Genomic DNA, 22,558 nt, shown 5'->3' on the forward strand with positions numbered 1-22,558 from the left:
CAAGCACTTAATATTTTTTGTCTTATATCAGTCGAATATGCTGCTGCCATATATCTCAATTATTTTCTTTTTTTTACATCTTTAAAGTTTACCATCTTTGTACCGCGTTTGATCTCAAACTGCTGTAGTTCTCTTTGCAATCAACAAGATCAATTCAATATTAAGGGCGTATCTAATTACCTTAGCTATGAGCGGGATACTTGTACTCTCAGGGAGTCTGAAGCTAGGATAGGGGGGAAGTTGAAAACGAGATGATAGTTTTTTTCTGCCTAGTATGGTATCCGCAGCGTCTACATCATAGCTTTGCTTATTTGAAAATGTTTAATTTATCTAGGATTAATCGGTTTTGGCGTTTACCGTTAGGTAATCAGTGGCAACCAACTAGAGGAAAATCGCCAGTCAAAGAAGTGGAAGATTCGATTCCTTTACGAGTGCTAGTGATGGCACTGGTAATTTTGGGGATTGTGGCTACGGATATTGCTGGTGAGACTCAATTTAGTCTGTGGACTGTTCCACTGACTGTGGTGGGAACGTGGTGGAGTTATTATCGTCGTCGTGATTCTAATATTCCGATCCAGTTTTGTATTGCGATTGGAATGTTGTTGGCTTTGGGGGCTTTTTTTGGGCGGTTTATTGGTAATTGGAATGATACTCGGCTGAGTTTGGCGGAGTTATTGATTCAATTGCAAGTATTACATAGCTTTGATACGCCTCGGCGGAAGGATTTGGGCTATTCGATTGTGATTGGGTTGATTTTGGTGGGTGTGGCGGCGACTTTGAGCCAAACTATGGCTTTTGCGCCTGTGTTGCTGTTGTTTTTGGCGATCGCTCTTCCCACTTTAGTGCTAGATTACCGTTCTCGTCTAGGGTTCAAGCCATCAACTTCGGAAAAATCTGCCAAAAAGAATAATCCTAATTTCAACTTTCAGGTTCTAATTTTAAATTTTTTGGTGATTGTGGCTTTGGGACTGGGGATTTTCGCTATTTTGCCTCGGTTTCCTGGTTATCAACTGCGGTCTTTTCCTGTCAGTGCGCCGCTGAAAGTCCCAGACAATTTTACAGGGCGGAGTATTATTAACCCCGGTTATGTCCGTGAAGGTAGGGGTAATGGTCAAGGTAATGGTAATGATAGTGGTAGAGGCTCAGGAAAGCCTGGTGAAGCGGGAAAATTAGATAATAATTTTTATTACGGTTTCAATAGCGAGATGAACCAAAACCTGCGGGGGGAGATGAAACCCAAGGTGGTGATGCGGGTGCGATCGCAAGCTGAAGGTTTTTGGCGCGTCCTAGCTTTTGACAATTACACAGGTAAAGGTTGGAAGATTTCCCGTAATGATCAAGTTACTACACTTAGACAATCACCTTGGACTGGGCGCATTTCGATTGATTCTCCACTGTTCACGACTCTGACAAAAGAGGTGGTACAAACTTACAATTTGGTGTCGGAATTACCCAACCTAATTCCAGTGATGTCCTATCCCAAAGATTTGTATTTTCCCACTCCAGCCATAGCAATTGATCAAGAAGATGGTTTACGTGCGCCAGTGCAGTTGTCAGAAGGGCTAACATATACGGTGGTTTCGGATGTTCCTTACCGCGATCGCTCTTTATTGGGTAAAGCCTCCACCAAATACCCAACCAATATTAAACAGTATTATCTGCAAATCCCGCCAAAAATTGCTGATAGAGTCCAAAAACGCACTGAAGAAGCACTGGCTAGTTATGATCAACAGCGAGTTTCCCGTTCTCCAGGGACTAAAAGCCTAGATTCAGCTTACGAAAAAGCTCTTTATTTAACCCAGTATGTTAAACAAAATTATACCCTACCCACAAATCCCTTAGATCTGCCTTATTTGGATGAAAAGGATGATTTAGTAGAAAGCTTTTTATTCAAAAATAAAGGTGGTTATCCCGACCATTTTTCCACTGCATTAACGATTATGCTACGTTCTGTAGGTATCCCAGCCCGGTTAGTAGCGGGATTTGCCCCAGGAGAATTCAATCCGTTTACAGGGATGTATGTTGTTCGCAATACAGATGCCTATGCGATGACAGAAGTTTATTTCCCCAAGTATGGTTGGTTCACCTTTGATCCAATTCCTGGACATCCTTTAATTCCCCCTTCCATAGAAGAAGTTCAAACTTTTAGTGTCCTGCGTCAATTTTGGAATTGGGTAGCTGGTTGGCTACCTTCACCAATTACAGCCATTTTAAATACTGTATTTGGGACGATATTTAGCTGGTTATTCCTGGGAATAGCTTGGTTTTTAGCTTTATTTACTAAAGGTTGGTTAGGAATCTTAACTGGTTTAATTATCGGCACAATTGCGGCTTTCTTTGGTTGGCTGGTTTGGGGACAATGGCGTAAGTGGCTGAATATCCAGTGGTTAAAGAAATTACCGCCAATGGAAAGACTTTACCAACAAATGCTACAATGGAATTCTCAGAAAGGTTTAAGCAAGCATCCTAGTCAAACACCTCTAGAATATGGCCAGGTATCATACCAATACTATTCTCCAGAAATAGCTGAAGTGATAGATGAAATCTGTCAAGCTTATGTGAGTTGGCGTTATGGTGGACATACTGCCAACTGGCAGCAGTTACAACAAAGATGGCAAGCATTGAAGAAAGTTGATAAAAATCGCGGTTCTTAATAATTTGGGGCATTAATCAATGCCCATCTCAATAGAAGCTGCAGAGGGGAGTAAGCCATTCTTCTCTGCGTTGAACCAGTCTGAATCGTTAAAAAATCTGGCGTTGCTGAATTGAGGTATGAAATTCCTAAATTGAACCCTTAAAAATCTTACCTCTGCATCTTTGCGCCTTTGCGTGAGACTAAAATTCGCACCCTTAATCAGCAACGCCAAAAATCTATACTGTATTCACCTGAGTTCGACATAAGATAATTTTTGGAAAACTCGCTCCAAGTATGAGTCTCAAACCCTTATGATCTCGTTAAAAAAATCATAAATCCGTTCGCGTAGCGTCTCCGAAGGAGAAACTCCGAACTCCTAACACCGAACTCAGGTGTATTCGTTTTGACTTTTTCCTGCGCTACTAGCTTGTATGGATCTAATTTTGCATATATCGTAAGGAATATTTTTAGGAGATTTTGTGGATAATATAGCTAAAAAAAGCATTAATTATGAAAAAACTCAGGCTAACGTGGTTTAAATCGTTGTAACTCCCATTCTTTAGCGATAACATGGAAATAAGTTTACTACGAGCTTTTCATTTTTCGTTTAGCTGAAATTTTTTTTATGGAAATTCAATTAATCAATATCGGTTTTGGTAATATCGTCTCCGCCAACAGAGTCGTTGCCATCGTTAGTCCAGAATCTGCGCCCATTAAACGGATTATTACCGATGCTAGGGATAGAGGTCAATTAGTTGATGCTACCTATGGAAGACGGACTAGGGCAGTGATTATTACTGATTCTAGTCATGTTATTCTCTCGGCGATTCAGCCAGAAACAGTAGCCAATCGGTTTGTGATTTCTCGTGATCATCATGTTGTAGATAATTAATCATGGGAATAATTATCAACCCAATTCTATTTGTACCATATCGGCTGTACTATGTGAATTAGACTGGGTTTCTGTCACCAGTGCTACAAATTCTTTAGTCTTGATGCTATTTTGAAGAGTGAGGATGAGAAATACTACCGCAAAAGCTGATACCGTAGGTATTTAACCAACTCAAATCCTAAATTCAAAATGGTATTAGTCATTTTAGTCGCTAAGAGGATGTTTGAAAAGTTTCCGGCGATTAGAAATCGCTACTACACAAACAAAGTCCACCTGCGTGGACTAACGAAAAATCAAGGCTTTTGAACCCACGTTCGCGTAGCGTTCCGAAGGAATAGGTGGGTTTCGTCTGTGTGGTTCCGCGACTTCTAGTCGCCCTTGCAAGTAATAAGTTAGACTTTTCAAACACCCTCTAAAACAAGACTAAGGAATCATTTGTATTTATTAATTCACTCTTTTCACGGATAATGCAAGTTTTACCTACCCATAATGGTGCAAATACGAAAGAATGTCCGTCTCTGGGCAAACTAATTGTTTTAACCGGTCCGAGTGGAGTCGGCAAAGGTACATTAATGAATGAAATTCTCCGGCGTTATCCAGAATTGCATTATTCAGTATCTGCAACGACTCGTTCTCCCCGTCCGGGAGAAATCAATGGTAAAAACTATAACTTTATTAGTCGGAGTCAGTTTGAACAGTTAGTTACTCAAGGCGAATTTTTAGAATGGGCAGAATTTGCTGGTAACTGTTATGGTACGCCCCGTGAGGCTGTGCTGAATCACGTTCAGGCTGGTAAGTTGGTGGTGTTAGAAATTGAGTTAGCAGGAGCAAGACAAATTCGGCATACTTTTCCTAGCGCTCTGAGTATTTTCATTTTACCACCTTCATTTGCGGAATTAGAAAAGCGGATACGCGGGCGCGGACAAGATACGGAGGAAGCTATAAATCGTCGGTTACAACGTGCTGAAGAAGAAATTGCTGCTGCTAATGAATTTGATATAAAAATTATCAATGATGATTTTGAGCAAGCTGTAAAGGAAATAGAGAAGGCGATTTTTGAGTAATGGGTAATGGGTAATGGGTAATGGGTAATTGGTCATTGGTAATTGGTCATTGGGAAACAAATTCTCTCTGTTCCCTGTTCCCTGTTCCCTGTTCCCTGTTCCCTGTTCCCTGTTCCCTGAATGGGCAATAGGTAATAGCCCAAATTATTAGCTACTACCCATTACCAATCATCAAATTAACCCAATAAACCTTGGATTAATCCAGAATTACCTGTTAAGAAGAATGCGACTACTGCGCCACCGATACCACCAATTAAGAAAGCACTGGCGAAATTATTCCAGCTTTCCTTAGAGTTGAAAGCATCAACAGGAGGATTGGGTACAGCAACACTAGCAAGTGCTTTATCAGGATTGCTGTTAGCGTATAAAGATAGGCAAGCGGTTAAGATTACAACCAAACCAATGCTGCCCAGTAAACCAGCTAGGTTAGCATTGGGGGCATTACGTAAGGGACCTAATTTATCAAAAGGTCCAAATAACAAATAACCATGAGCCATACCAACTTCTAAACCACGTCTAAAAGGATTTAGACCGGGGCGATAAGCTGGTAAATTGCTAATAAACCACTTCACCAAAGGAGCAGAATTGATGGGGGTTTCTAGGTCGCCTTTTTGTGGATCACGTCCTGCTGCTATTGCCATAACTATTTTTCGATTCCTTGAATCACTGTGGTTATTTTTCAAGGCATGAAACCCGTAAATTACAGGTGAGATTACGAGTTTCATACATTATTTAAGATTGTTTATTGCTAAACAACCCAGAAGAGAAAGCTAATTTACTTAGCTTTGCCTAACCGTGTTTTCAACCTATAGGGGGTGGAAAAGTAGGTCGGGGAAGAAGCGGTTAAATTCAATCAAAATACCGGCTGTGATTGTTAGCCAGATTGTAGCCGCAACGGGGGCAGTAGAGATGAATGTCAGCAAGTAGTTGGTTTCGTCGCCTTTTTCAGCCATGAATTTAGTCTCCAGAATGAATAAGTGAAAACAAATGAATTAACGTGGCGAAACGGTAATTTCTGAATCCTTCGCTGTTAATTCGCCGGAGAGCAATTCTTTGATTGCTGCTGCTGGCCAAGCAAAACCGGAGGTGATGATAGGTAGAGCAATACCCAAATCAATTTGGATTTCTTTTTGCTCCGCATTTGATTCTTTTTGGATTGCTTGGAGATAAGCACGGCCTACCCAACCAATCCAACCAGCAATGTAGAGGAAGAGAATACTAGGGATTAAAAAATCACCAGCATGATCAAGACGGCCATCTACAATCAGGTGGGGATAACCTTCAGGTCCACAGAGTGCCTGAGAATAACGTTCAAACCGCTTTTTACCTGATTCGGGGTCAGGGGTGGTGTTGCGGGCGTTTAGTGCTAGCTCTTGAAAGGCGGGAGAGTCTTTACAAGGAACAAGATTTGCGCCTAGCGCTTTAGCTTCAGGAGCAAAATTGAACCAAAGAGTCATCACCAAAAGCAAAGCAAACAATCGTCTCATGGAGTTGTTTCCTTTTATTACAAAACGGGAAGTTTCTTGTACAAAACGAAGCGGCTTGTACAGTCTTTATTTTAGATAACTAGGAAGTTATCATACTCTTGGCTGGGGACTGAGTAAAGTTGAAGTCAATAAAAGTTAAAGCTTCTCAATCAAAAGATAGGGAAAAGGGCAGGGGGCAGGGAGTAGGAGGCAGGGAGTAGGGGAGATATGAGAGAATGTATATATTCTCTTGCCTTTTGCCTTTTGCCTTTTGCCTTTTGCCTTTTGCCTGTTCCCTGTTCCCCTATTCCCTATTAATCTACTATGACAACAGTTTTGGCTATTGAAACCAGTTGTGATGAAACTGCTGTGGCAATTGTTAAGAATCGTGAAGTGTGTAGCAGTATTGTGGCTTCACAAATTTCTGTTCATCAACAATATGGTGGGGTAGTGCCAGAGGTGGCTTCACGTCAGCATTTAGAAACGCTGAATTATCAAATAGAGCAGGCTTTAGAATCTAGTAATCTAGATTGGAGTCAGATTGATGGAATAGCTGCCACCTGTGCGCCTGGACTGGTAGGAGCGCTGTTGGTAGGATTAACGGCGGCCAAAACTCTGGCAATTGTCCATGATTTGCCTTTTTTGGGAGTGCATCACCTGGAAGGTCATATTTATGCGACTTACTTGAGTGAACCAAGTTTAAATCCTCCTTTTCTTAGCTTACTTGTTTCTGGAGGTCATACAAGCTTGATTTATGTGAAAGATTATGGTATGTACGAAACCTTGGGAGAAACCCGTGATGATGCGGCGGGTGAGGCTTTTGATAAGGTGGCGCGGTTGTTAAAACTGGGTTATCCCGGTGGACCAATAATTGATAAACTGGCACAAACTGGCAATCCCCAAGCTTTTACATTACCGGAAGGAAAAATTTCTTTACCTGGTGGGGGTTATCATCCTTATGATTGTAGTTTTAGCGGATTGAAGACAGCAGTATTACGTTTAGTGCAGCAGTTAGAGAAAGAGGGTAAAGAAGTACCAATTGCCGATGTGGTGGCTAGTTTCCAGGATACTATAGCGCGATCGCTGACCAAAAGAGCGATCGCCTGCGCTCGTAACTATGGACTAGATACCATTACCGTAGGTGGTGGTGTAGCTGCTAATAGTGGACTAAGAAAGCATTTACAAGTAGCAGCCAGCAAACATAACATCCGGGTTTTATTCCCCCCCTTAAAATTTTGTACCGACAACGCCGCCATGATTGGCTGTGCCGCAGCCGAACATCTATCGCTTGGCAGGAAATCACCCCTCAGATTAGGAGTGCATTCCCGGCTCTCACTGAACCAAGTCATGCAATTATACGAAACTTAGTTCAGGAGTTCAGGAGAATGACAAATGACAAATGACCAATGACCAATGACTAATGACCAATGAATGACCGAATATGTTCAGCCACCGCTTCTGGTTGCTCTAACATAGCCAGATGACCACAATCGGGAATTTCAATCACATTATCGCCCACGTATTGAAAAAGCCAATGAAAACTTGCTAAATGGCGGACATACTTAGGTTCCATCACCTTATCGTCAGCACCAGCTAAAAAATAGACTGGCTGTTTTAATTTGGATACTAATTGGGGTAGACAGTTAATTTCTGCTTCCGTAGTGGAATCGAGAAGAGTTCCCAAAGCAGCTTCAGGGTCAGCAATAATAAAATCAATTAGTCGTTGACGCGCCCAATATCGGTCTAGAGGACGCAACACGCTTGCTTTAGTAAACAACAAATCAATCAAAGGCATTTGTGAAAGCCAACGGGGACGGACTTGTAAAAATTTTTGTCCAGCGGCGCGAAATTGCTCAAAAGCTTCCTTCAGATAAATCCCACCACCAGCATTAATACAAATCACACCTTGAACACAATCAGGTAGTTGAGCCGCCGTCCATAGAGCAATAGTACCACCCAAGGAATGACCAACCAACCAAGCACTAGAAATATTCAAGTGTTGAAGAAGCACAGCCAAATCCTGAGCATAAGCAGATGGAGAGTAGATAGAATCCAGAGACAAACTATCCATACTAGAGTCTGTGGCAGTGAGTTCTATCTCTGATGTCACCTGAGACTGTGATTCACCAAAACCTCGTAAATCATAAGATAAACACTGTAAATCTACCGATAAACGAGAAATTACAGGTTGCCAATATACGCTACTATTTAGCCAACCGTGGATAAATACTAAAGTATGGGGACATGATGTGGGAGCCGTTAGCTCATAAGTATGTAGAACGCCTAAGATTTCTATTGTTGCCATAATTAAATATCGTACCCTCAAGAGTGGGTGCGACTCAATACAACTCAACACGAACAGAGAACCAAAAATTCAAAAACTCAAATTTTGAATTAAGCTAGATAGACGTTAAATCAACAAAATGTGTAAATAAAAGTACAATTACCCAAGACATCTTGTTTGGTCACAAGGACAATTTTTAACGCCAACCTACTCAGCTAAGTCTATTGACTAAGTAATCTATGTTTCACTCCTTCCGCGATTCTGTAACCTAAATATTCAGGAATGAGACTTTCATTCGGACCTAACAAATAAAGAATTAGTCGAGTCCGTCCGCGCCAAACCAGCAAATTGGCGTTAACCACCAGCAGGTCTTCTTGCCAGATAGCATACATCACTTTATAGAATAATCCGGGTTGATTATCAGCCTCAATTACTAAAGCAGGAAGATGAAAAACAGGATCAACATAGAAATCCGTTTGTACCTGTTCCAAGCCAGCATCAAGATTAAATTCCACAGCCAGCATTTCTTCTACCTCAAATCTGCCTGCTAACGCCTCACGAATAGCACGACAAACATTTTCAGCGGTTTTTTCAGTCAGTGCTTTATTGCCACGAGATACCAGTAATTTAATAAAAACCAGCATTGGTGGTCGAATTTGACCGTATAAACTCAGACCATGAATAGTTAAACCATAAGCTGCTAGAACACCAAAAATATCGCTCAAGAGGAAAGATTGATTGCGGTAGGCAAAATGAAGGGCGCTTTTGCTCCCTTCTGGCTTCATCTCAATAACAGCCCGTTTAGTTTTGTAAAGACGGTATGCTAGGCGTAAATTTTGAAGTTGAATCTCGCTGCTAACAAATTGCTCATAGAATTGGGGAAACGCGCGATTAAAGCGTTTCAGGAGTTCTAGAGTTGAAGATTTTAAACCAGAAGCCATTTTTGGGGTAGGACTTGCTTGTTTTGTACAAACTGAGGTAAAGAGCAGGGGCGCAGGGGGCAGGGGCAGGAAGCAGGGAGCAGATTAAGAACTTTTACCTGTTACCTTGTGCCTCTCACGTATCCCCAAATTTAATTAGATACAGCAGCATATTGCAAATTAATGAGGTACAGGATCTAAATTCAAAGCCAAACAGCAGGACAGTTTTACTCGGTGACTGCTGAATTCTGCCGTATCCGAAATAATGTCATCTTTCAAAGTCTACAGTGTATCAGTTAAATTACGGGCTTGGTAAATGAAAGTATGAATTTATATCACGCAGAGGCGCAGAGGCGCAAAGAGTAAGACTTTGAGAAATGGAATTTTTGATTTTCATGCTTTAATTCAGCAACGCCTAAATTACTTGTTCTCATTGTGTTCTTGCAGTTGATATTGATTAGTATAGAATGATCTGAGTTTTATCTGGTCATGACAGCAACGTGACTGAAAGTAGTCGCGAAAATCGGAAAGATACTGCAATTCCGGAAAATTTTTGCCTTTGGTTGAGTTTTATGGAGTAGTGTCAAAACAAAATGCTAAAGTTGAGAGTGATTGGGAAGAAACACTTGATAACTAGCTGTGAGTATTGCAAATCGCTAAACCGCGTAGAATGTTTCTATTGAATTAGCCAGCAATAATCATAGTGATGTTAAATGTGAATCAACACTTTTTAAAAGTGGAAACCAATTTTAGTCATACTACCCGAACTGCATTGGCATGGGTTTTTGGAAAACTTGGTTTAGCACTCCTGAATCTTTAGCGACAAATAAAAACACTGCTGTTAATGAGCATACAGCGGAAGTTGATGGTAATTCTAGTGTAGGTAAGGATCAAATCATTTTCAGTACGGAAAGAGATATTGACCTTTATGAACTCGAAGAACTCTGTGATGCAGTTGGCTGGTCACGTCGCCCTCTGAGAAAAGTAAAAAAAGCTATTGAGCATAGTTTTCTCGTGGCCTCTATGTGGCAAGTGCGAGGAAACAAAAAGCGTTTGATTGGTTTTGCCCGTGCTACCTCAGATCATGCTTTTAATGCCACTATTTGGGATGTAGTCGTTCATCCTGATTTTCAAAGTAGAGGTCTAGGTAAGGCATTAATGAAATATGTCCTCAAAAAACTCAGGAGTGAAGAAATTAGTAATGTCACTCTTTTTGCCGACCCTCATGTTGTAGATTTCTATAAGACGATGGGCTTTATGTCAGATCCTGAAGGTATTAAAGGAATGTTTTGGTATCCTCAGTGATCAAGGTGGCTGGGGTTTGGGGATTAGGGAATTGAGGATATTTCCCTCAATCTTATTTTTTCTGGATTATTGGGTTTGCATTTATTCTTTTTTGTGATATGATAGTCGAGATGAGCCAACAATACATGATTTGATTTATGTGGAGTTCGGTTTCTATGACTTTACGGGATGTAGCGCAGCTTGGTAGCGCGCCTGCTTTGGGAGCAGGATGCCGCAGGTTCGAATCCTGTCATCCCGATTTGTGAGATATAAAAACCCCAACCCCCTACTAGCAAGGGAGGAGTGGGCTATGATTTGTTTTATGTAAGTTTATACCGTTATATCAATTAACACTATTTTATTATTGATATTAAATTAATAAGCTGTTACGCAGCTAAATTTGATAACCATAATTTACTTGAACTTTGTAGTGCGGGCATCTTGCCCGCTAGAATTATACAAACTAAATGCACAACAGCTTAGTCCATTTGCTTCTTTCAGAACTTGAGAGATTTCCGGTTTATCAGCAGCAATGACATCATCTGGTAAATGTTTATGATAGGGAAAGTTAGGCAGATTAGGAAAGTGAGGGGTACTATCATAACGAAAAATCAGGTGATTATGTTCGTTTTGAAAATGGTAACGGTAATCGAGAAATTGTAATTGATGGTCTGCGATTACGATAGCTTCATTTATTTCTAGCAAATGTGTTTGATGGAAACGCAATCGAATTCTAATATTAGCTCGATTGGGAGTCAAAATTTCCTCTTCGTAACGTTCGACATAAACATTACTGTACATAAGAACTGCCTGCTCAACTTGATTGAGGTAATCAGATAGAATATTAAGCAGCATAGTTAAATCTTTGCTCTAGTTCCTGACGTAAAGCAAGGTAGTGACGGTAATCATTTGCCCATTCTATAAATAGGGCATCATCTGATAATATACCTTGATTATATTGGTAAAAAAATTCTTCAGAATCCATTTTTTGTTTGTTTTCATAGATACTCAACCGTTTTGCAACCGCAACTAAAGCATCTAATGGTGATGTATATTGAATGGTTTGTTTACGCATTGGCTTTTTTAGTTATGGGTATAAATTTAAAATCTTATGTATAATAACATAAACTCAAAATATAATAAATACATTCTTAAAGTTCATAACTTTTAATTGTCTGAATCAGGATTTACAGGATTTGAGGATTTACAGGATTTTTATTTGATGAACTATCATATCTTTCCTACATCATAATTCAGGTAATATCCAAAAATCCTTACATCCCAAAAAATCAAACTTCACACAACATCCTGTTAATCCTTTAATACTGATTATCCTAATTCTGACAATTATTTCGAGCAAAGACGCAAATAAGAAAAGGAAGAGATTTTCTTTTTCAGCCATTATAGGGTTTTAGCAAAAAATCAAATCATGTAAATCCTTACATCATGGAAGTCCTACCCCTACACACATACTACACGAAAACCGTTGAAGTTGTAGACGATGCCCGCGTTACTGAAGTTGCGATAGCCAGCAAGGCAATAAGCACGATTGTTGTTCCAGCTACATCCACGCAGAGACTTGTTGAATTGAGACGTATTAACATACGGGTTGCCATTTTTAGGTAATTCAGCAATATTATCTGTCCAGGAATCAGCGCACCATTCCCACACATTACCGTGCATATCCACTAAACCCCAAGGATTAGTATGAGTACCCTCTTTTTCTTTCACAGAATGGGTTTGATTACCTGAATTTTCATCAGACCAAGCATGGTTTGTTACCTGGTTGCTATTGTCTCCAAACCAGAATTTTGTAGTTGTACCAGCACGACAAGCATATTCCCATTGGGTTTCACTAGGGAGGGTAATTTTGATGTTAATTCCCTGTTTATTAAGGTATTCAGTGAGTTTTTGACAAAATTCCGTTGCCTGATGCCAATTAACGCGCTCAACCGGGTGATTTTCCTTACCAATACCTGAGAAATGGGAGGGGTTTGTACCCATAACTGCTTGATATTGCGCCTGAGTAACAGGATATTTACCCATGCGAAACTCAGAAAGATGTACGGTGTATACACCTTCCATTATTAATACGCCAACATCAATCCAAACTAGTTGTAAAGTTTGATTATTTGGTAAAGGTAAAATTAACGCACGACGACGTTCTTCTTCCTCAGCACATTTACGAGCATTTTCAGCTTCATGAAGTTTACGCGCTTCCTCCTCTTGACGACGGGTATCATTCCATTCCTTTTGTAAAATATCCCGTTTATTAGGAGAACTTCCTAAACTTACCCCTTGATTATAATTAGCCAGGGCAATTTCATAGTTATTTAATTTTAGGTAACTATCACCCCGTAAATCGTAAAATTCAGCCCTTTGAGGTTGCAGAGAAATAGCCTTATCCAAATCAGAAATAGCACTATTATATTCTTTCAATCCATCACAAGCCATAGCTCTTTGATAGTAAACATCTGCTTGAGGATTTAAAGAAATAGTCCGATTAAAATCAATCTTGGCTAGATCATAACGTTGGACTTGTAAATGTTCCATGCCACGCTTAAAACATGATTTAGCAATATTAAGATAGTTGGTTATTCCTAAAAGTTGTAAACAAGCATTGAAAGATTGGACAAAATTACTATCTTCAGGTACAAGCATTTTACCAATGTCAATAATTGGATCAACACTATTATTAATACCTCGTTGTTTTAACCAGGTTTGCATAATTGCTTGTACTTGATTAGCCAAACCATAACGTGAGGGAACAGACTGTAAAATTTTTGCCCAACCTAAACGCAATTCCACCATAACGGCGGGTTCAGTTTGCTCTAAACCCTCAAATAAGGCATTACAGTAGTCAATTACAGCTTTTGTTAAAGCTATACGTTCATCATCATCAAGATTAGCTTCATCAAATAAATCGGGCAATAATGTAGGCAAAAGGGGTAATTGCCTTTGGGGTGCATAAATTAAGAAATATTCATCTCTCACCATTCCCACATGAATAGAGTGTAAAACTTCCATGTAGTGAGTGAAAGTTTCCCGACTGCGGCGACTAAATTCGGCTCTATCCAAGTCTGTTTGTATAGCTTTTCCTTGTTGTTGCCATTGTTGGAATAGGTTTTCAGAAATTTCGCTAATGGTATCTTGCCAACGCAGTTTACGCACGACAGTTTCAAAACGAGCGTCATCAAAATCATTGTTCCAAAAACCGATGTTGATGTTAAAAAAAGATTCTTCCACTTGTAAGTGTTCACAGGGGTAATTGATGACTCAAATACCGTGAAATCGAATGTGTGAAGTAGTTACAGCTATGAAAATCACAGATTAATCCATCTGGAGTACAAATGAATAACTACGCAAAACATAGTCGTATTTATGACTTATTTAGGGGCAGAAATTTGTGGGAGTAAAGATGGAGAAGGTTGACCCTCACGCTTGGCACTGATAGCTGAAGTCATGAACTCCAAAACATTCCGATGTTGAGAACGAAGAGTAGTAACAACAGTTAACATTCTGGACACAAAGATACTACCAGCTTGGGATTGAGAACCAAAACTAGTCCGTCTCCCTTCGGGTTCGCCAGTCGCCTACGGAGGGAAACCCGCCTACAGCGCTGGCTCACCAGATAACCGCCGGACGGATAGCACGTTCAGCCGCATTATTTGTGGGTTCAACATCTTCAACTTGGACAAACAACCACAAAGCAGGTTCAATCTTTAAAAGTTGGCGACAAGTCCTCACAGTTTTTGCCAGTGGTGTGTTCTCTTTACTACCAATTTCATAATTAGCAGCCTCCAGTAAAGTAGACTTGAGAGAGTTGCGAATTGGTTCGACTGCTGATTGAAACCCGCACCGGGTTAAAGTTCCATCTCTAACTTGATACCAAAGGTCAAATAATTTTTCTTGTTCTTCTAAAAGTGCTGTACCAATTTCTTGGGATACTCCATGACGCTCGGATATTTTGATAAAATCCCGTTTCAAGTGCGCCCAACATAGTTGTCTTCGCTCTGTATCTACCCAGTTGTATGAAGCATAACGATCTGAGGTGAAAATTCCCTCAAAGCTTTCCCCCAATAAATTCTTGGCGGCATCTGTACACCGAGTTAGTGTAATCTGGAAGAAGGTTACTAATGGTGTAATGGCTGTCCATAACCAGGCTTGACTATTTTTACCGTTGCATCCATCCGTGTTTTTTTGACTAAATCTGGTTTCATCTGCACCCACTACCGCCGCATTCTGGATGTAGGTTTTTGCTTCTTCTACTGCCTTTTCTACCGCGTTACTCGCTTCCATTCTCAGTTTATTGATTGATCAATGAACTGAGTCTGATGTCAAATATTTCCGCCATTGCTATTTTCACCGTTCTCTGACTATGGCGATACAGTCCACTCAACACTGCTACCATAGCTACTACTCTTGTTCCATAGTGATGAGCATCTACGTCTTCTGGTAATTTTGCTCTCGTACTTTTACCACATTCTCCGCATTCGAGTTGATGTAACCGATGTTCTATAACGATGGGTTTGATTGGTGGTATTTCTACTTGCTGATGTCTGTATGGGTTAGAATCTTCTCCTTCTAACTGCCCTCCACAGCTACTACAGGACTCTGGCTTATGATTTATTACCTCTTCACACTCAGATTCTGGATACAGAAACTTTGTAAATCCCTTGTGTCCTGGTTGTCCTCCTCTTTTTTTCCCACTCTTTTGCTTGACTGGTTTCTTTTGGGTGTTGAGTGGGTCTGCTGATGGTGGTGATGATGAATTTTTTGATGTTCTATTTAGTTTTTCTTCTAATTCTTGTATCCACTGCTCCATCTCCTCCATCCGTCCTTTGACACTGGTTGGAGTCTGTTCCCAATCCGTTTCCGGTATTTCTGTTTTATAGATGTGGCAGATGAGGCTGATTTTTTCCATGCCTCCTACTCTACCATGTCTTTCTACTTATTTTTTCTTGTAGCCGAATTCATCCTGTGAACAGTTACCTTGAATCGCTTGATAGTTGGCAATAGCGGACGCAAATAATCAGCAATAATCCTTTTTAAAGCCGTCAACTATCTTCATGGGTTTTTCCTTTCACAGCTACTAGGAATTTTCAACACCTGATCTATATCTAATTGATTTTCCCGTTTTTGTAATTCAGGATTAACGGCAACGATTAGTTGCCAATCGGTAGATGTACTACAAAATTTTCCCGCAATACTGCTAAGAGTATCTCCTGATTTTACGGTATAAGTGGCTAGTGGTGGCGCTGGTTTAGGAATGACAGGAGTAATTACAGGGGGAGTGAGATTAGTATTAGTAACGTTAGGAACTGTAGGTTTAGGAACTGTTGCGGTATATATAGCCGTTTGTAGGGCAAAAAAACTACCTGCTGCACCGATGGTAATGCCTATTACCAGCATGAAAATAGCAATAGTTTTTGTCCAAGATTTCGGACGCTGGGGTAATTCTGCCAAGGAACGGATGAGAGAAACGTCAGTGTCACAATTGGGACAACGGTTGCCCTCAATTTCTTTATATCCACAAACCGGACAGTCAATTTTAGTTTTGGTGTTCATCGTGTAAGTCCCGTGATAATGCATTAAGCTATCAATATCACTAATTCTTTCTTGTTGGCCAAATTGTTCCTTCACAAACTTGATTAAGCGAGAATAAATATCATCACCACCTAACCACACAGCAATGCTATTATCTGTTCTTTGACTGGGTGGGGGAATTTTATGAGCCAGTTTAAACTGTTGTTTTTGCACTGCTACGTCCCCAAAACCCCTACCCATTAACCGTTTAATGGAAATAATCACATTTTCTGGATCATGGCGAATTTGAAACGACGAATTTTCGTTCATGCACATCATCGTGAATTTGTACAGTGCGTAAGTCCTAGGACATTGTTGATTTTTCCTCAGTGATACTGGTTTTATTATAGCGATCAGCTTGTTTAGGTGTTTTAGATGGGATATATTGCAGATTAAGTTAATTAACGTAAAGTTAAATCAATAATTATTGACAAAATTAAGAGATAGTGATTGGTGTTATATTCCAAATTGCTTTAGAAGATAGGCGATCGCACTAGATTAATTGCTAAATCATCAGTGTTTTTATATTTGATGAGAATCTGTATTATTACAAAGTGCCTCATACAATTCTGTATTTTCTTTATGTAGTTCCTTTATTATTTCTTGCAGCCGTAAGCATTCATCGGAAGAAAAAGACTTGACTGTTACAATATCTTTTCCATCGTAGCGTCCATAAGCACTGACGATATCTTATAAATATTCATAATCAGTTTCATCTGGTTCAGATACATCCTCATCAATTGGATGCCACTTGTATTCTTTGTACCTGTAGTACAGATCATATATCACTGGACCATGTTGCCATGCCTGAAAATCTTCGGGAAATAACTCTTTTTCTTCAGCTAAAGCATAACCTTGTGCATAATAACACAATTTTTGCAGCTTCATTGGTGAAGGGCTTTCATCAAATGGGTCTCTGTGGATGGTAATGATTGCCCTTTGAACTTTATCTAATTCTTGTGAAATCATAATTTATTGATTTACTTCAAACACATACTATTGTACTATATAAGTAGTCAGGCAAAATTATTTTCACATCTGATTTCCCAATAGATCAAGTTATAACCAGCATTTTGGGGGACTAATAGCGATATTTAAGCCACAAGCTACGTAACTCCAGCAATGGAAACCCTTGCAAAGCGTTCCATCAATAGTTACACTTTTTAAAATATTCTCATTTTTGTTTAGCAATCACCCAAACACTCAAACAGCCAGTTCTTGACAAAAGAACTCAAACTGTGGTAGTGCGTCAATATTGCCAAACTCAAAATCAGCAATAAAAAAACTCAGAGATTCCTCTGATTGGCGGTTTCCGTCCCTCAGAACCTCCGTAAGAAAATTGCTTTGTAAACATAACTATCCAGGAGGCTTGTAGTCAATGGGACTACCTTGGTACCGAGTACATACAGTCGTACTGAATGATCCAGGTCGGCTAATTTCTGTACACTTAATGCACACAGCTTTAGTAGCTGGTTGGGCAGGTTCAATGGCACTGTACGAACTAGCCATTTATAACCCCAGTGATCCAGTTCTCAACCCCATGTGGCGACAAGGGATGTTCGTACTTCCCTTCATGGCACGTTTAGGCGTAACCGAATCTTGGGGCGGTTGGAGTGTAACTGGTGGCACAGCAGTAGACCCCGGTTTCTGGTCATTTGAAGGCGTTGCTGCCGCTCACATCGTTCTCTCTGGTTTATTATTCTTGGCTGCCGTTTGGCACTGGGTTTTCTGGGATTTGGAACTCTTTAGAGATCCTCGCACCGGTGAACCTGCACTAGACTTGCCAAAAATGTTTGGTATTCACCTGTTCTTATCCGGTTTACTTTGTTTTGGTTTTGGTGCGTTCCACCAAACTGGACTATTTGGTCCAGGAATGTGGGTATCTGATGCCTATGGACTGACGGGCAGTATTCAGCCAGTAGCCCCAGAATGGGGTCCGGCTGGATTTAACCCCTATAATCCAGGTGGCATAGTCGCTCACCACATTGCGGCTGGTATCGTCGGTATTATTGCAGGTTTATTCCACCTCACCGTTAGACCTCCCGAAAGGCTCTACAAAGCCCTACGGATGGGTAATATTGAAACCGTACTTTCCAGCAGTATCGCGGCTGTATTCTTCGCCGCTTTCGTAGTAGCTGGAACTATGTGGTACGGTAACGCTGCTACCCCCATCGAACTATTTGGACCTACTCGCTATCAGTGGGATCAAGACTACTTCCGCCAAGAAATTCAACGTCGTGTACAAACCAGCGTTGCCGAAGGTGCTTCCTTAAGCGAAGCTTGGTCGCAAATTCCTGAAAAACTAGCTTTCTACGATTATGTTGGTAATAGCCCCGCCAAAGGTGGTCTATTCCGTACAGGAGCAATGGTTAAAGGTGACGGTATTGCTGAATCTTGGCAAGGTCACGCTGTGTTCACAGATGCCGAAGGACGGGAATTAACAGTTCGTCGTCTACCTAACTTCTTTGAAACCTTCCCAGTCATTTTGACTGATAAAGATGGCGTTATCCGGGCTGACATCCCCTTCCGTCGCGCAGAATCTAGATACAGCTTTGAACAAACTGGCGTAAAAGTCAGCTTCTACGGTGGGAACCTGAATGGTCAAACCTTTACAGATCCTGCTGATGTTAAGAAGTTTGCCCGGAAAGCTCAAGGTGGAGAAATCTTTGAATTTGACAAAGAAACCTTGAATTCTGACGGTGTATTCCGCACATCTCCCAGAGGTTGGTTTACCTTTGGTCATGCTGTATTTGCTCTATTATTCTTCTTTGGTCACCTGTGGCACGGTTCACGGACAATCTACCGTGATGTATTTGCCGGTGTGGAAATTGAAGAAGAACAAGTTGAATGGGGTCTTTTCCAGAAGCTGGGTGACAAGACAACTCGCCGGAGAAAGGAAGCTTAAAACTTGGATGAGGTGTGAAGTAGATTTTTCTACTTCATGCTTTTTCTGTGGTTTGTTAAACTAAAATTACTGGCTCAACAGGCAGGATCTGAAAAATATGGAAAGTGTTGCTTACATCTTGATTTTAGCCCTAGCAATAGGTGTACTCTTTTTTTCAATCGCCTTCCGCGAACCCCCTCGCTTTGAGAAAAAAGATAAGTAGTTAGTTATTCCCAATTTACTAGGGAATATATACTAAAAATATCCGTTGTTACTATCATTAGTAACAACGGATATTTTAGTTTCGGTATTAAAAATCAGATATCCCCTATTCCCTATTCCCTGTCACCTGTCCCCTGTCCCCTGTCACCTGTCACCTGTCCCCGTGGCGTAGCACCTGTAACCTATTCCCTATTCACCGCCATATATGATATAATTTTATGTCTGGAAGTTGATATGTGTTAAGACTAGCTATTCTAAGCTAGGATAAGACAGCAATGTAAGTGGGAACAGTCATCCCACTACTTACATATAAACTGAATTTATGACAAAACCTTTACGGAGACTAGACCCAGGAACACATTAGCATGGTCAATCAGAACTTAACCGCTACAGAAATTGGATTTACCCACGAAGATTTCGCTGCTCTACTTGATAAATACGACTATCACTTCAGCCCTGGTGATGTCGTACCGGGTACAGTTTTCAGTATAGAGCCGCGCGGCGCTCTGATTGACATAGGTGCGAAAACCGCAGCATATATACCCATACAAGAAATGTCTATTAACCGGGTTGATGCCCCGGAAGAAGTCTTACAATCAAACGAAACACGGGAATTTTTCATCCTTACCGATGAAAATGAAGATGGTCAGCTCACCCTTTCAATTCGTCGGATTGAGTATATGCGGGCTTGGGAGCGAGTAAGACAGCTACAAGCAGAAGATGCTACTGTCCGTTCTGGCGTTTTCGCAACCAACCGTGGTGGTGCATTAGTGCGAATTGAAGGACTGCGCGGCTTTATCCCCGGTTCTCATATTAGCACTCGCAAACCCAAGGAAGATTTGGTAGGCGAAGAACTGCCTTTGAAATTCCTAGAAGTAGATGAAGAGCGTAACCGCTTAGTTCTCTCCCATCGTCGAGCGCTGGTTGAGCGGAAGATGAACCGTTTGGAAGTGGGCGAAGTAGTTATTGGTACTGTTCGCGGTATCAAACCTTACGGTGCTTTCATTGACATTGGTGGCGTGAGCGGACTACTACATATTTCTGAGATTTCCCACGAGCATATTGATACTCCTCATAGTGTATTCAATGTTAATGATGAAGTGAAAGTAATGATCATTGACTTGGATGCAGAAAGGGGACGGATTTCACTGTCTACTAAACAGTTAGAACCCGAACCTGGTGACATGATCAAGAACCGTGATTTGGTTTACGATAAGGCTGAAGAAATGGCAGCTAAGTATCGGGAACAATTGCTTGCCAAACAGCAAGGCATTACTACACCTGTAGAAGTTACAGATGTGGCAGCCGTAGCTGAAGGAGTTGCACCTATGGAAGCTGTGATTGAGGAAGAAATTCCCCCAGCCACAGATATTGAAGAAGAGATCCCCGCAGCTATTGAATCATAGATTGATAATTGTCAGTGATTACAACTCAAATTGTTAAAGTATATTATGAAGAGGGAAATCCCTCTTTTTTTTTACTTACAATCGAAAATCCGCAATTAATATGAATGGGGTGAAATATTTTGGCAACTATTAAATGTAAAAACATTGGATTTTCTAATATTGAAGCAATTTTATTTGATAAAAACGGTACTTTAGAAGATTCTGAGTCATATTTAAGAACATTGGGACAAAAAGCAGCACGGATGATAGACGCACAAATTCCCGGGATTGGCGAACCTTTATTAATGGCTTTTGGTATTAATGGCAATTTCTTAGATCCAACAGGTTTAATATCAGTAGCGAGTCGTAGAGAAACAGAAGTTGCAGCAGCAGCTTACATTGCCGAAACTGGCAGGGGGTGGTTTGAATCCTTAAAAATCGCCCGTCAAGCTTTAGAAGAAGCTGAACAATATGTTGGTAAAACTCCTTCACCTTTATTTGTGGGTAGTTTGGAGATATTAAAGTCTTTGTCAGCAGCGGGTTTAAAATTAGGAATCCTGTCAGCAGCAACGACTCAAGAGGTCAAAAAATTTGTCAATATTCACCAATTAAGCGATTATTTGCAACTGGAAAAGGGAGTTGATGATGGTCCGAGTAAACCAGATCCAACGCTGTTTTTAGAAGCTTGTCAAGCCTTGGGAGTATTACCAGAGGCAACTTTAATGGTAGGTGATTCTATAGGTGATATGCAAATGGCGCGTCATGCTAAGGCTGGCGGCTGTATTGGGATTACTTGGATTGGTAAGGCGGATAATGTTCAAGGTGCAGATGTAGTGATTAATCAAATTGATGAAATTCAGGTGATTGCTTGACAGTCCATCAATTGAACTGCGTACAAAAAAGCGTTACCCTAAGCGCATAGGATAAAACAGAGGAAAATACCGTGACTTCAAATACCCAAATCAAAGCATTAGACGTACCTACTGCCATAGTACAACGTCGTTCCATCAAAACCTTTAAACAAGATCCCATCTCCCCAGAACTACTTAAGCAACTGGTAGAATTAACCGTAGCTGCACCCAGTAGTTTTAACGTCCAATCGTGGAGAATAGTTTTAGTGCAAGACAAGGCCCAAAAAGAAGCATTATGTGCGGCTTCTTGGAAGCAACAGCAAATTATTCAAGCGCCTGTTACCTTTGTTTTTGCGGCTGACGCTGCTGCGGGAGGAAAAGATTTAACACCCATTTTAGAGCAAGGTGCAGCCTCTGGGGCTTGGAATGAGGGAACAGTTAATTATTTTAGAGGTGCGATTCCGCAATTTCAAGCTAGTTTAGGAGACAAGCGCCGGGAATACGCCATTAAAGATGCCATGATAGCTGCGACAAATTTAGTGTTAGCAGCGGAAAGTTTGGGTTTATCCACCTGCTTTATGAATGGTTGGATTGAGGAACAGGTCAAAGCTATAATTGGTGCAGAAAATGACCCGGATATAGGTATTGCTGTTTTAGTACCTGTAGGTTATGCGGCTGAACCCCGGTTAAATCCCGGTCGGCTACCATTATCTGTTAATGTTTCTGTAGATAGACTTGATAATCCCTATCAAGGCTAATTAGGGATTTGGGGATTTAGGTTAGTATAAATACAAATATCAGTTGACGGCGATTTTTGGATCAGTGAATTGCATTTTGTCTCACCCAGAGGCGCAGAGGCGCAGAGAGAGAATATTGCACAGAATCATCTTTCTTTGTCTGCTTACCCTTCAGTAAGCAAGCTACGTCTGCGTTCATCTGCGGTTAATTATTCTTGAAACCCACATTCCGCAGATGTGACCTAGATTATTGGGATTTTTGAAAAATTTCAGCCAGGAAAATTTTATCTACCTAATTTTCTGGTTGAGTTTAACTTTATTTGCCAAAAAATAGAACATATTAAGTAA

Annotated in this window: 20 protein-coding genes, 1 tRNA gene and 1 pseudogene; 11 read left to right on the forward strand and 11 right to left on the reverse strand. The window is 40.7% G+C overall.

Features of this window, described 5'->3' with window-relative positions; translation table 11 throughout:
* Window positions 1–317 precede the first annotated feature (317 nt).
* From IQ226_RS20850 to gmk, 3 genes are all read left to right on the forward strand, one after another.
* Window positions 318–2,654, forward strand: a complete 2,337-nt coding sequence (locus IQ226_RS20850; protein ID WP_193898590.1) for a DUF3488 and DUF4129 domain-containing transglutaminase family protein — start codon at window positions 318–320, stop codon at window positions 2,652–2,654.
* A gap of 606 nt (window positions 2,655–3,260) precedes the next feature.
* On the forward strand, window positions 3,261–3,527 hold the full coding sequence (remA, locus tag IQ226_RS20855; RefSeq protein WP_015080662.1) for an extracellular matrix/biofilm regulator RemA: 267 nt from the start codon (window positions 3,261–3,263) through the stop codon (window positions 3,525–3,527).
* Window positions 3,528–3,991: 464 nt separating this feature from the next.
* Window positions 3,992–4,591 carry a guanylate kinase gene (gene gmk / locus IQ226_RS20860; RefSeq protein ID WP_193898615.1) on the forward strand — a complete coding sequence of 200 codons (600 nt, stop codon included), beginning with the start codon at window positions 3,992–3,994 and terminating at the stop codon, window positions 4,589–4,591.
* Window positions 4,592–4,767: 176 nt separating this feature from the next.
* On the opposite strand, the gene IQ226_RS20865 is transcribed toward gmk, so the two are convergent.
* The 3 genes from IQ226_RS20865 to IQ226_RS20875 form a co-directional block, all read right to left on the reverse strand.
* On the reverse strand, window positions 4,768–5,316 hold the full coding sequence (locus IQ226_RS20865; RefSeq protein ID WP_193898592.1) for a photosystem I reaction center subunit XI: 549 nt from the start codon (window positions 5,314–5,316) through the stop codon (window positions 4,768–4,770).
* An 81-nt stretch (window positions 5,317–5,397) separates the two neighbouring features.
* Window positions 5,398–5,544: a photosystem I reaction center subunit IX gene (gene psaJ / locus IQ226_RS20870; RefSeq protein ID WP_039203682.1), complete on the reverse strand. Its 147-nt coding sequence runs from the start codon at window positions 5,542–5,544 to the stop codon at window positions 5,398–5,400.
* A gap of 39 nt (window positions 5,545–5,583) precedes the next feature.
* Window positions 5,584–6,078, reverse strand: a complete 495-nt coding sequence (locus IQ226_RS20875; RefSeq protein ID WP_193898594.1) for a Photosystem I reaction center subunit III — start codon at window positions 6,076–6,078, stop codon at window positions 5,584–5,586.
* A gap of 303 nt (window positions 6,079–6,381) precedes the next feature.
* On the opposite strand from IQ226_RS20875, the gene tsaD reads away from it, so the two are divergent.
* Window positions 6,382–7,425, forward strand: a complete 1,044-nt coding sequence (gene tsaD / locus IQ226_RS20880; RefSeq protein ID WP_193898596.1) for a tRNA (adenosine(37)-N6)-threonylcarbamoyltransferase complex transferase subunit TsaD — start codon at window positions 6,382–6,384, stop codon at window positions 7,423–7,425.
* A gap of 49 nt (window positions 7,426–7,474) precedes the next feature.
* Here tsaD and IQ226_RS20885 read toward each other — a convergent pair whose 3' ends face one another.
* Together IQ226_RS20885 and IQ226_RS20890 are read right to left on the reverse strand one after the other, a co-directional pair.
* Complete coding sequence (locus IQ226_RS20885; protein WP_193898598.1) at window positions 7,475–8,362, reverse strand: alpha/beta fold hydrolase; 888 nt, start codon at window positions 8,360–8,362, stop codon at window positions 7,475–7,477.
* Between the two features lie 200 nt (window positions 8,363–8,562).
* On the reverse strand, window positions 8,563–9,282 hold the full coding sequence (locus IQ226_RS20890; protein WP_193898600.1) for a hypothetical protein: 720 nt from the start codon (window positions 9,280–9,282) through the stop codon (window positions 8,563–8,565).
* Window positions 9,283–10,038: 756 nt separating this feature from the next.
* Between IQ226_RS20890 and IQ226_RS20895 the strand changes: the two genes are divergently transcribed.
* Together IQ226_RS20895 and IQ226_RS20900 are read left to right on the forward strand one after the other, a co-directional pair.
* Entirely contained in the window at window positions 10,039–10,566 is a 528-nt protein-coding gene (locus tag IQ226_RS20895; protein WP_193898602.1) for a GNAT family N-acetyltransferase, read from the forward strand.
* A gap of 164 nt (window positions 10,567–10,730) precedes the next feature.
* Window positions 10,731–10,804 (forward strand) — tRNA-Pro (locus IQ226_RS20900).
* 155 nt (window positions 10,805–10,959) lie between these two features.
* Here the strand turns inward: IQ226_RS20900 and tumE are convergent.
* The 6 genes and pseudogenes from tumE to IQ226_RS20930 form a co-directional block, all read right to left on the reverse strand.
* The gene (tumE, locus tag IQ226_RS20905) at window positions 10,960–11,346 is read right to left on the reverse strand and encodes a toxin TumE (RefSeq protein WP_228039577.1); all 387 of its coding nucleotides are present in this window, start codon (window positions 11,344–11,346) and stop codon (window positions 10,960–10,962) included.
* A 43-nt stretch (window positions 11,347–11,389) separates the two neighbouring features.
* Entirely contained in the window at window positions 11,390–11,620 is a 231-nt protein-coding gene (tumA, locus tag IQ226_RS20910; protein WP_193898603.1) for an antitoxin TumA, read from the reverse strand.
* A gap of 386 nt (window positions 11,621–12,006) precedes the next feature.
* The gene (locus IQ226_RS26040; RefSeq protein WP_370567204.1) at window positions 12,007–13,791 is read right to left on the reverse strand and encodes an SUMF1/EgtB/PvdO family nonheme iron enzyme; all 1,785 of its coding nucleotides are present in this window, start codon (window positions 13,789–13,791) and stop codon (window positions 12,007–12,009) included.
* Window positions 13,792–13,931: 140 nt separating this feature from the next.
* Window positions 13,932–15,469: pseudogene (locus IQ226_RS20920) on the reverse strand (IS66 family transposase).
* A gap of 143 nt (window positions 15,470–15,612) precedes the next feature.
* On the reverse strand, window positions 15,613–16,401 hold the full coding sequence (locus IQ226_RS25310; RefSeq protein ID WP_228039578.1) for a LysM peptidoglycan-binding domain-containing protein: 789 nt from the start codon (window positions 16,399–16,401) through the stop codon (window positions 15,613–15,615).
* A 420-nt stretch (window positions 16,402–16,821) separates the two neighbouring features.
* A complete protein-coding gene (locus tag IQ226_RS20930) occupies window positions 16,822–17,100 on the reverse strand; it encodes a Panacea domain-containing protein (protein ID WP_193898605.1) in 279 nt (92 codons plus the stop codon).
* Window positions 17,101–17,509: 409 nt separating this feature from the next.
* Between IQ226_RS20930 and psbB the strand changes: the two genes are divergently transcribed.
* The 5 genes from psbB (at window position 17,510) to IQ226_RS20955 (ending at window position 22,231) form a co-directional block, all read left to right on the forward strand.
* Window positions 17,510–19,036 carry a photosystem II chlorophyll-binding protein CP47 gene (gene psbB / locus IQ226_RS20935; protein ID WP_193898607.1) on the forward strand — a complete coding sequence of 509 codons (1,527 nt, stop codon included), beginning with the start codon at window positions 17,510–17,512 and terminating at the stop codon, window positions 19,034–19,036.
* A gap of 97 nt (window positions 19,037–19,133) precedes the next feature.
* Window positions 19,134–19,238: a photosystem II reaction center protein T gene (locus tag IQ226_RS20940; RefSeq protein ID WP_015083195.1), complete on the forward strand. Its 105-nt coding sequence runs from the start codon at window positions 19,134–19,136 to the stop codon at window positions 19,236–19,238.
* Between the two features lie 364 nt (window positions 19,239–19,602).
* Window positions 19,603–20,643 carry a 30S ribosomal protein S1 gene (locus IQ226_RS20945; protein WP_193898609.1) on the forward strand — a complete coding sequence of 347 codons (1,041 nt, stop codon included), beginning with the start codon at window positions 19,603–19,605 and terminating at the stop codon, window positions 20,641–20,643.
* A gap of 119 nt (window positions 20,644–20,762) precedes the next feature.
* Window positions 20,763–21,494, forward strand: a complete 732-nt coding sequence (locus IQ226_RS20950) for an HAD family hydrolase (RefSeq protein WP_193898611.1) — start codon at window positions 20,763–20,765, stop codon at window positions 21,492–21,494.
* Between the two features lie 71 nt (window positions 21,495–21,565).
* Entirely contained in the window at window positions 21,566–22,231 is a 666-nt protein-coding gene (locus IQ226_RS20955; RefSeq protein ID WP_193898613.1) for a nitroreductase family protein, read from the forward strand.
* Window positions 22,232–22,558 lie beyond the last annotated feature (327 nt).

Origin of the sequence: Dolichospermum sp. LEGE 00240 (assembly GCF_015207875.1) — a bacterium.
Classification (GTDB): domain Bacteria; phylum Cyanobacteriota; class Cyanobacteriia; order Cyanobacteriales; family Nostocaceae; genus Dolichospermum; species Dolichospermum gracile.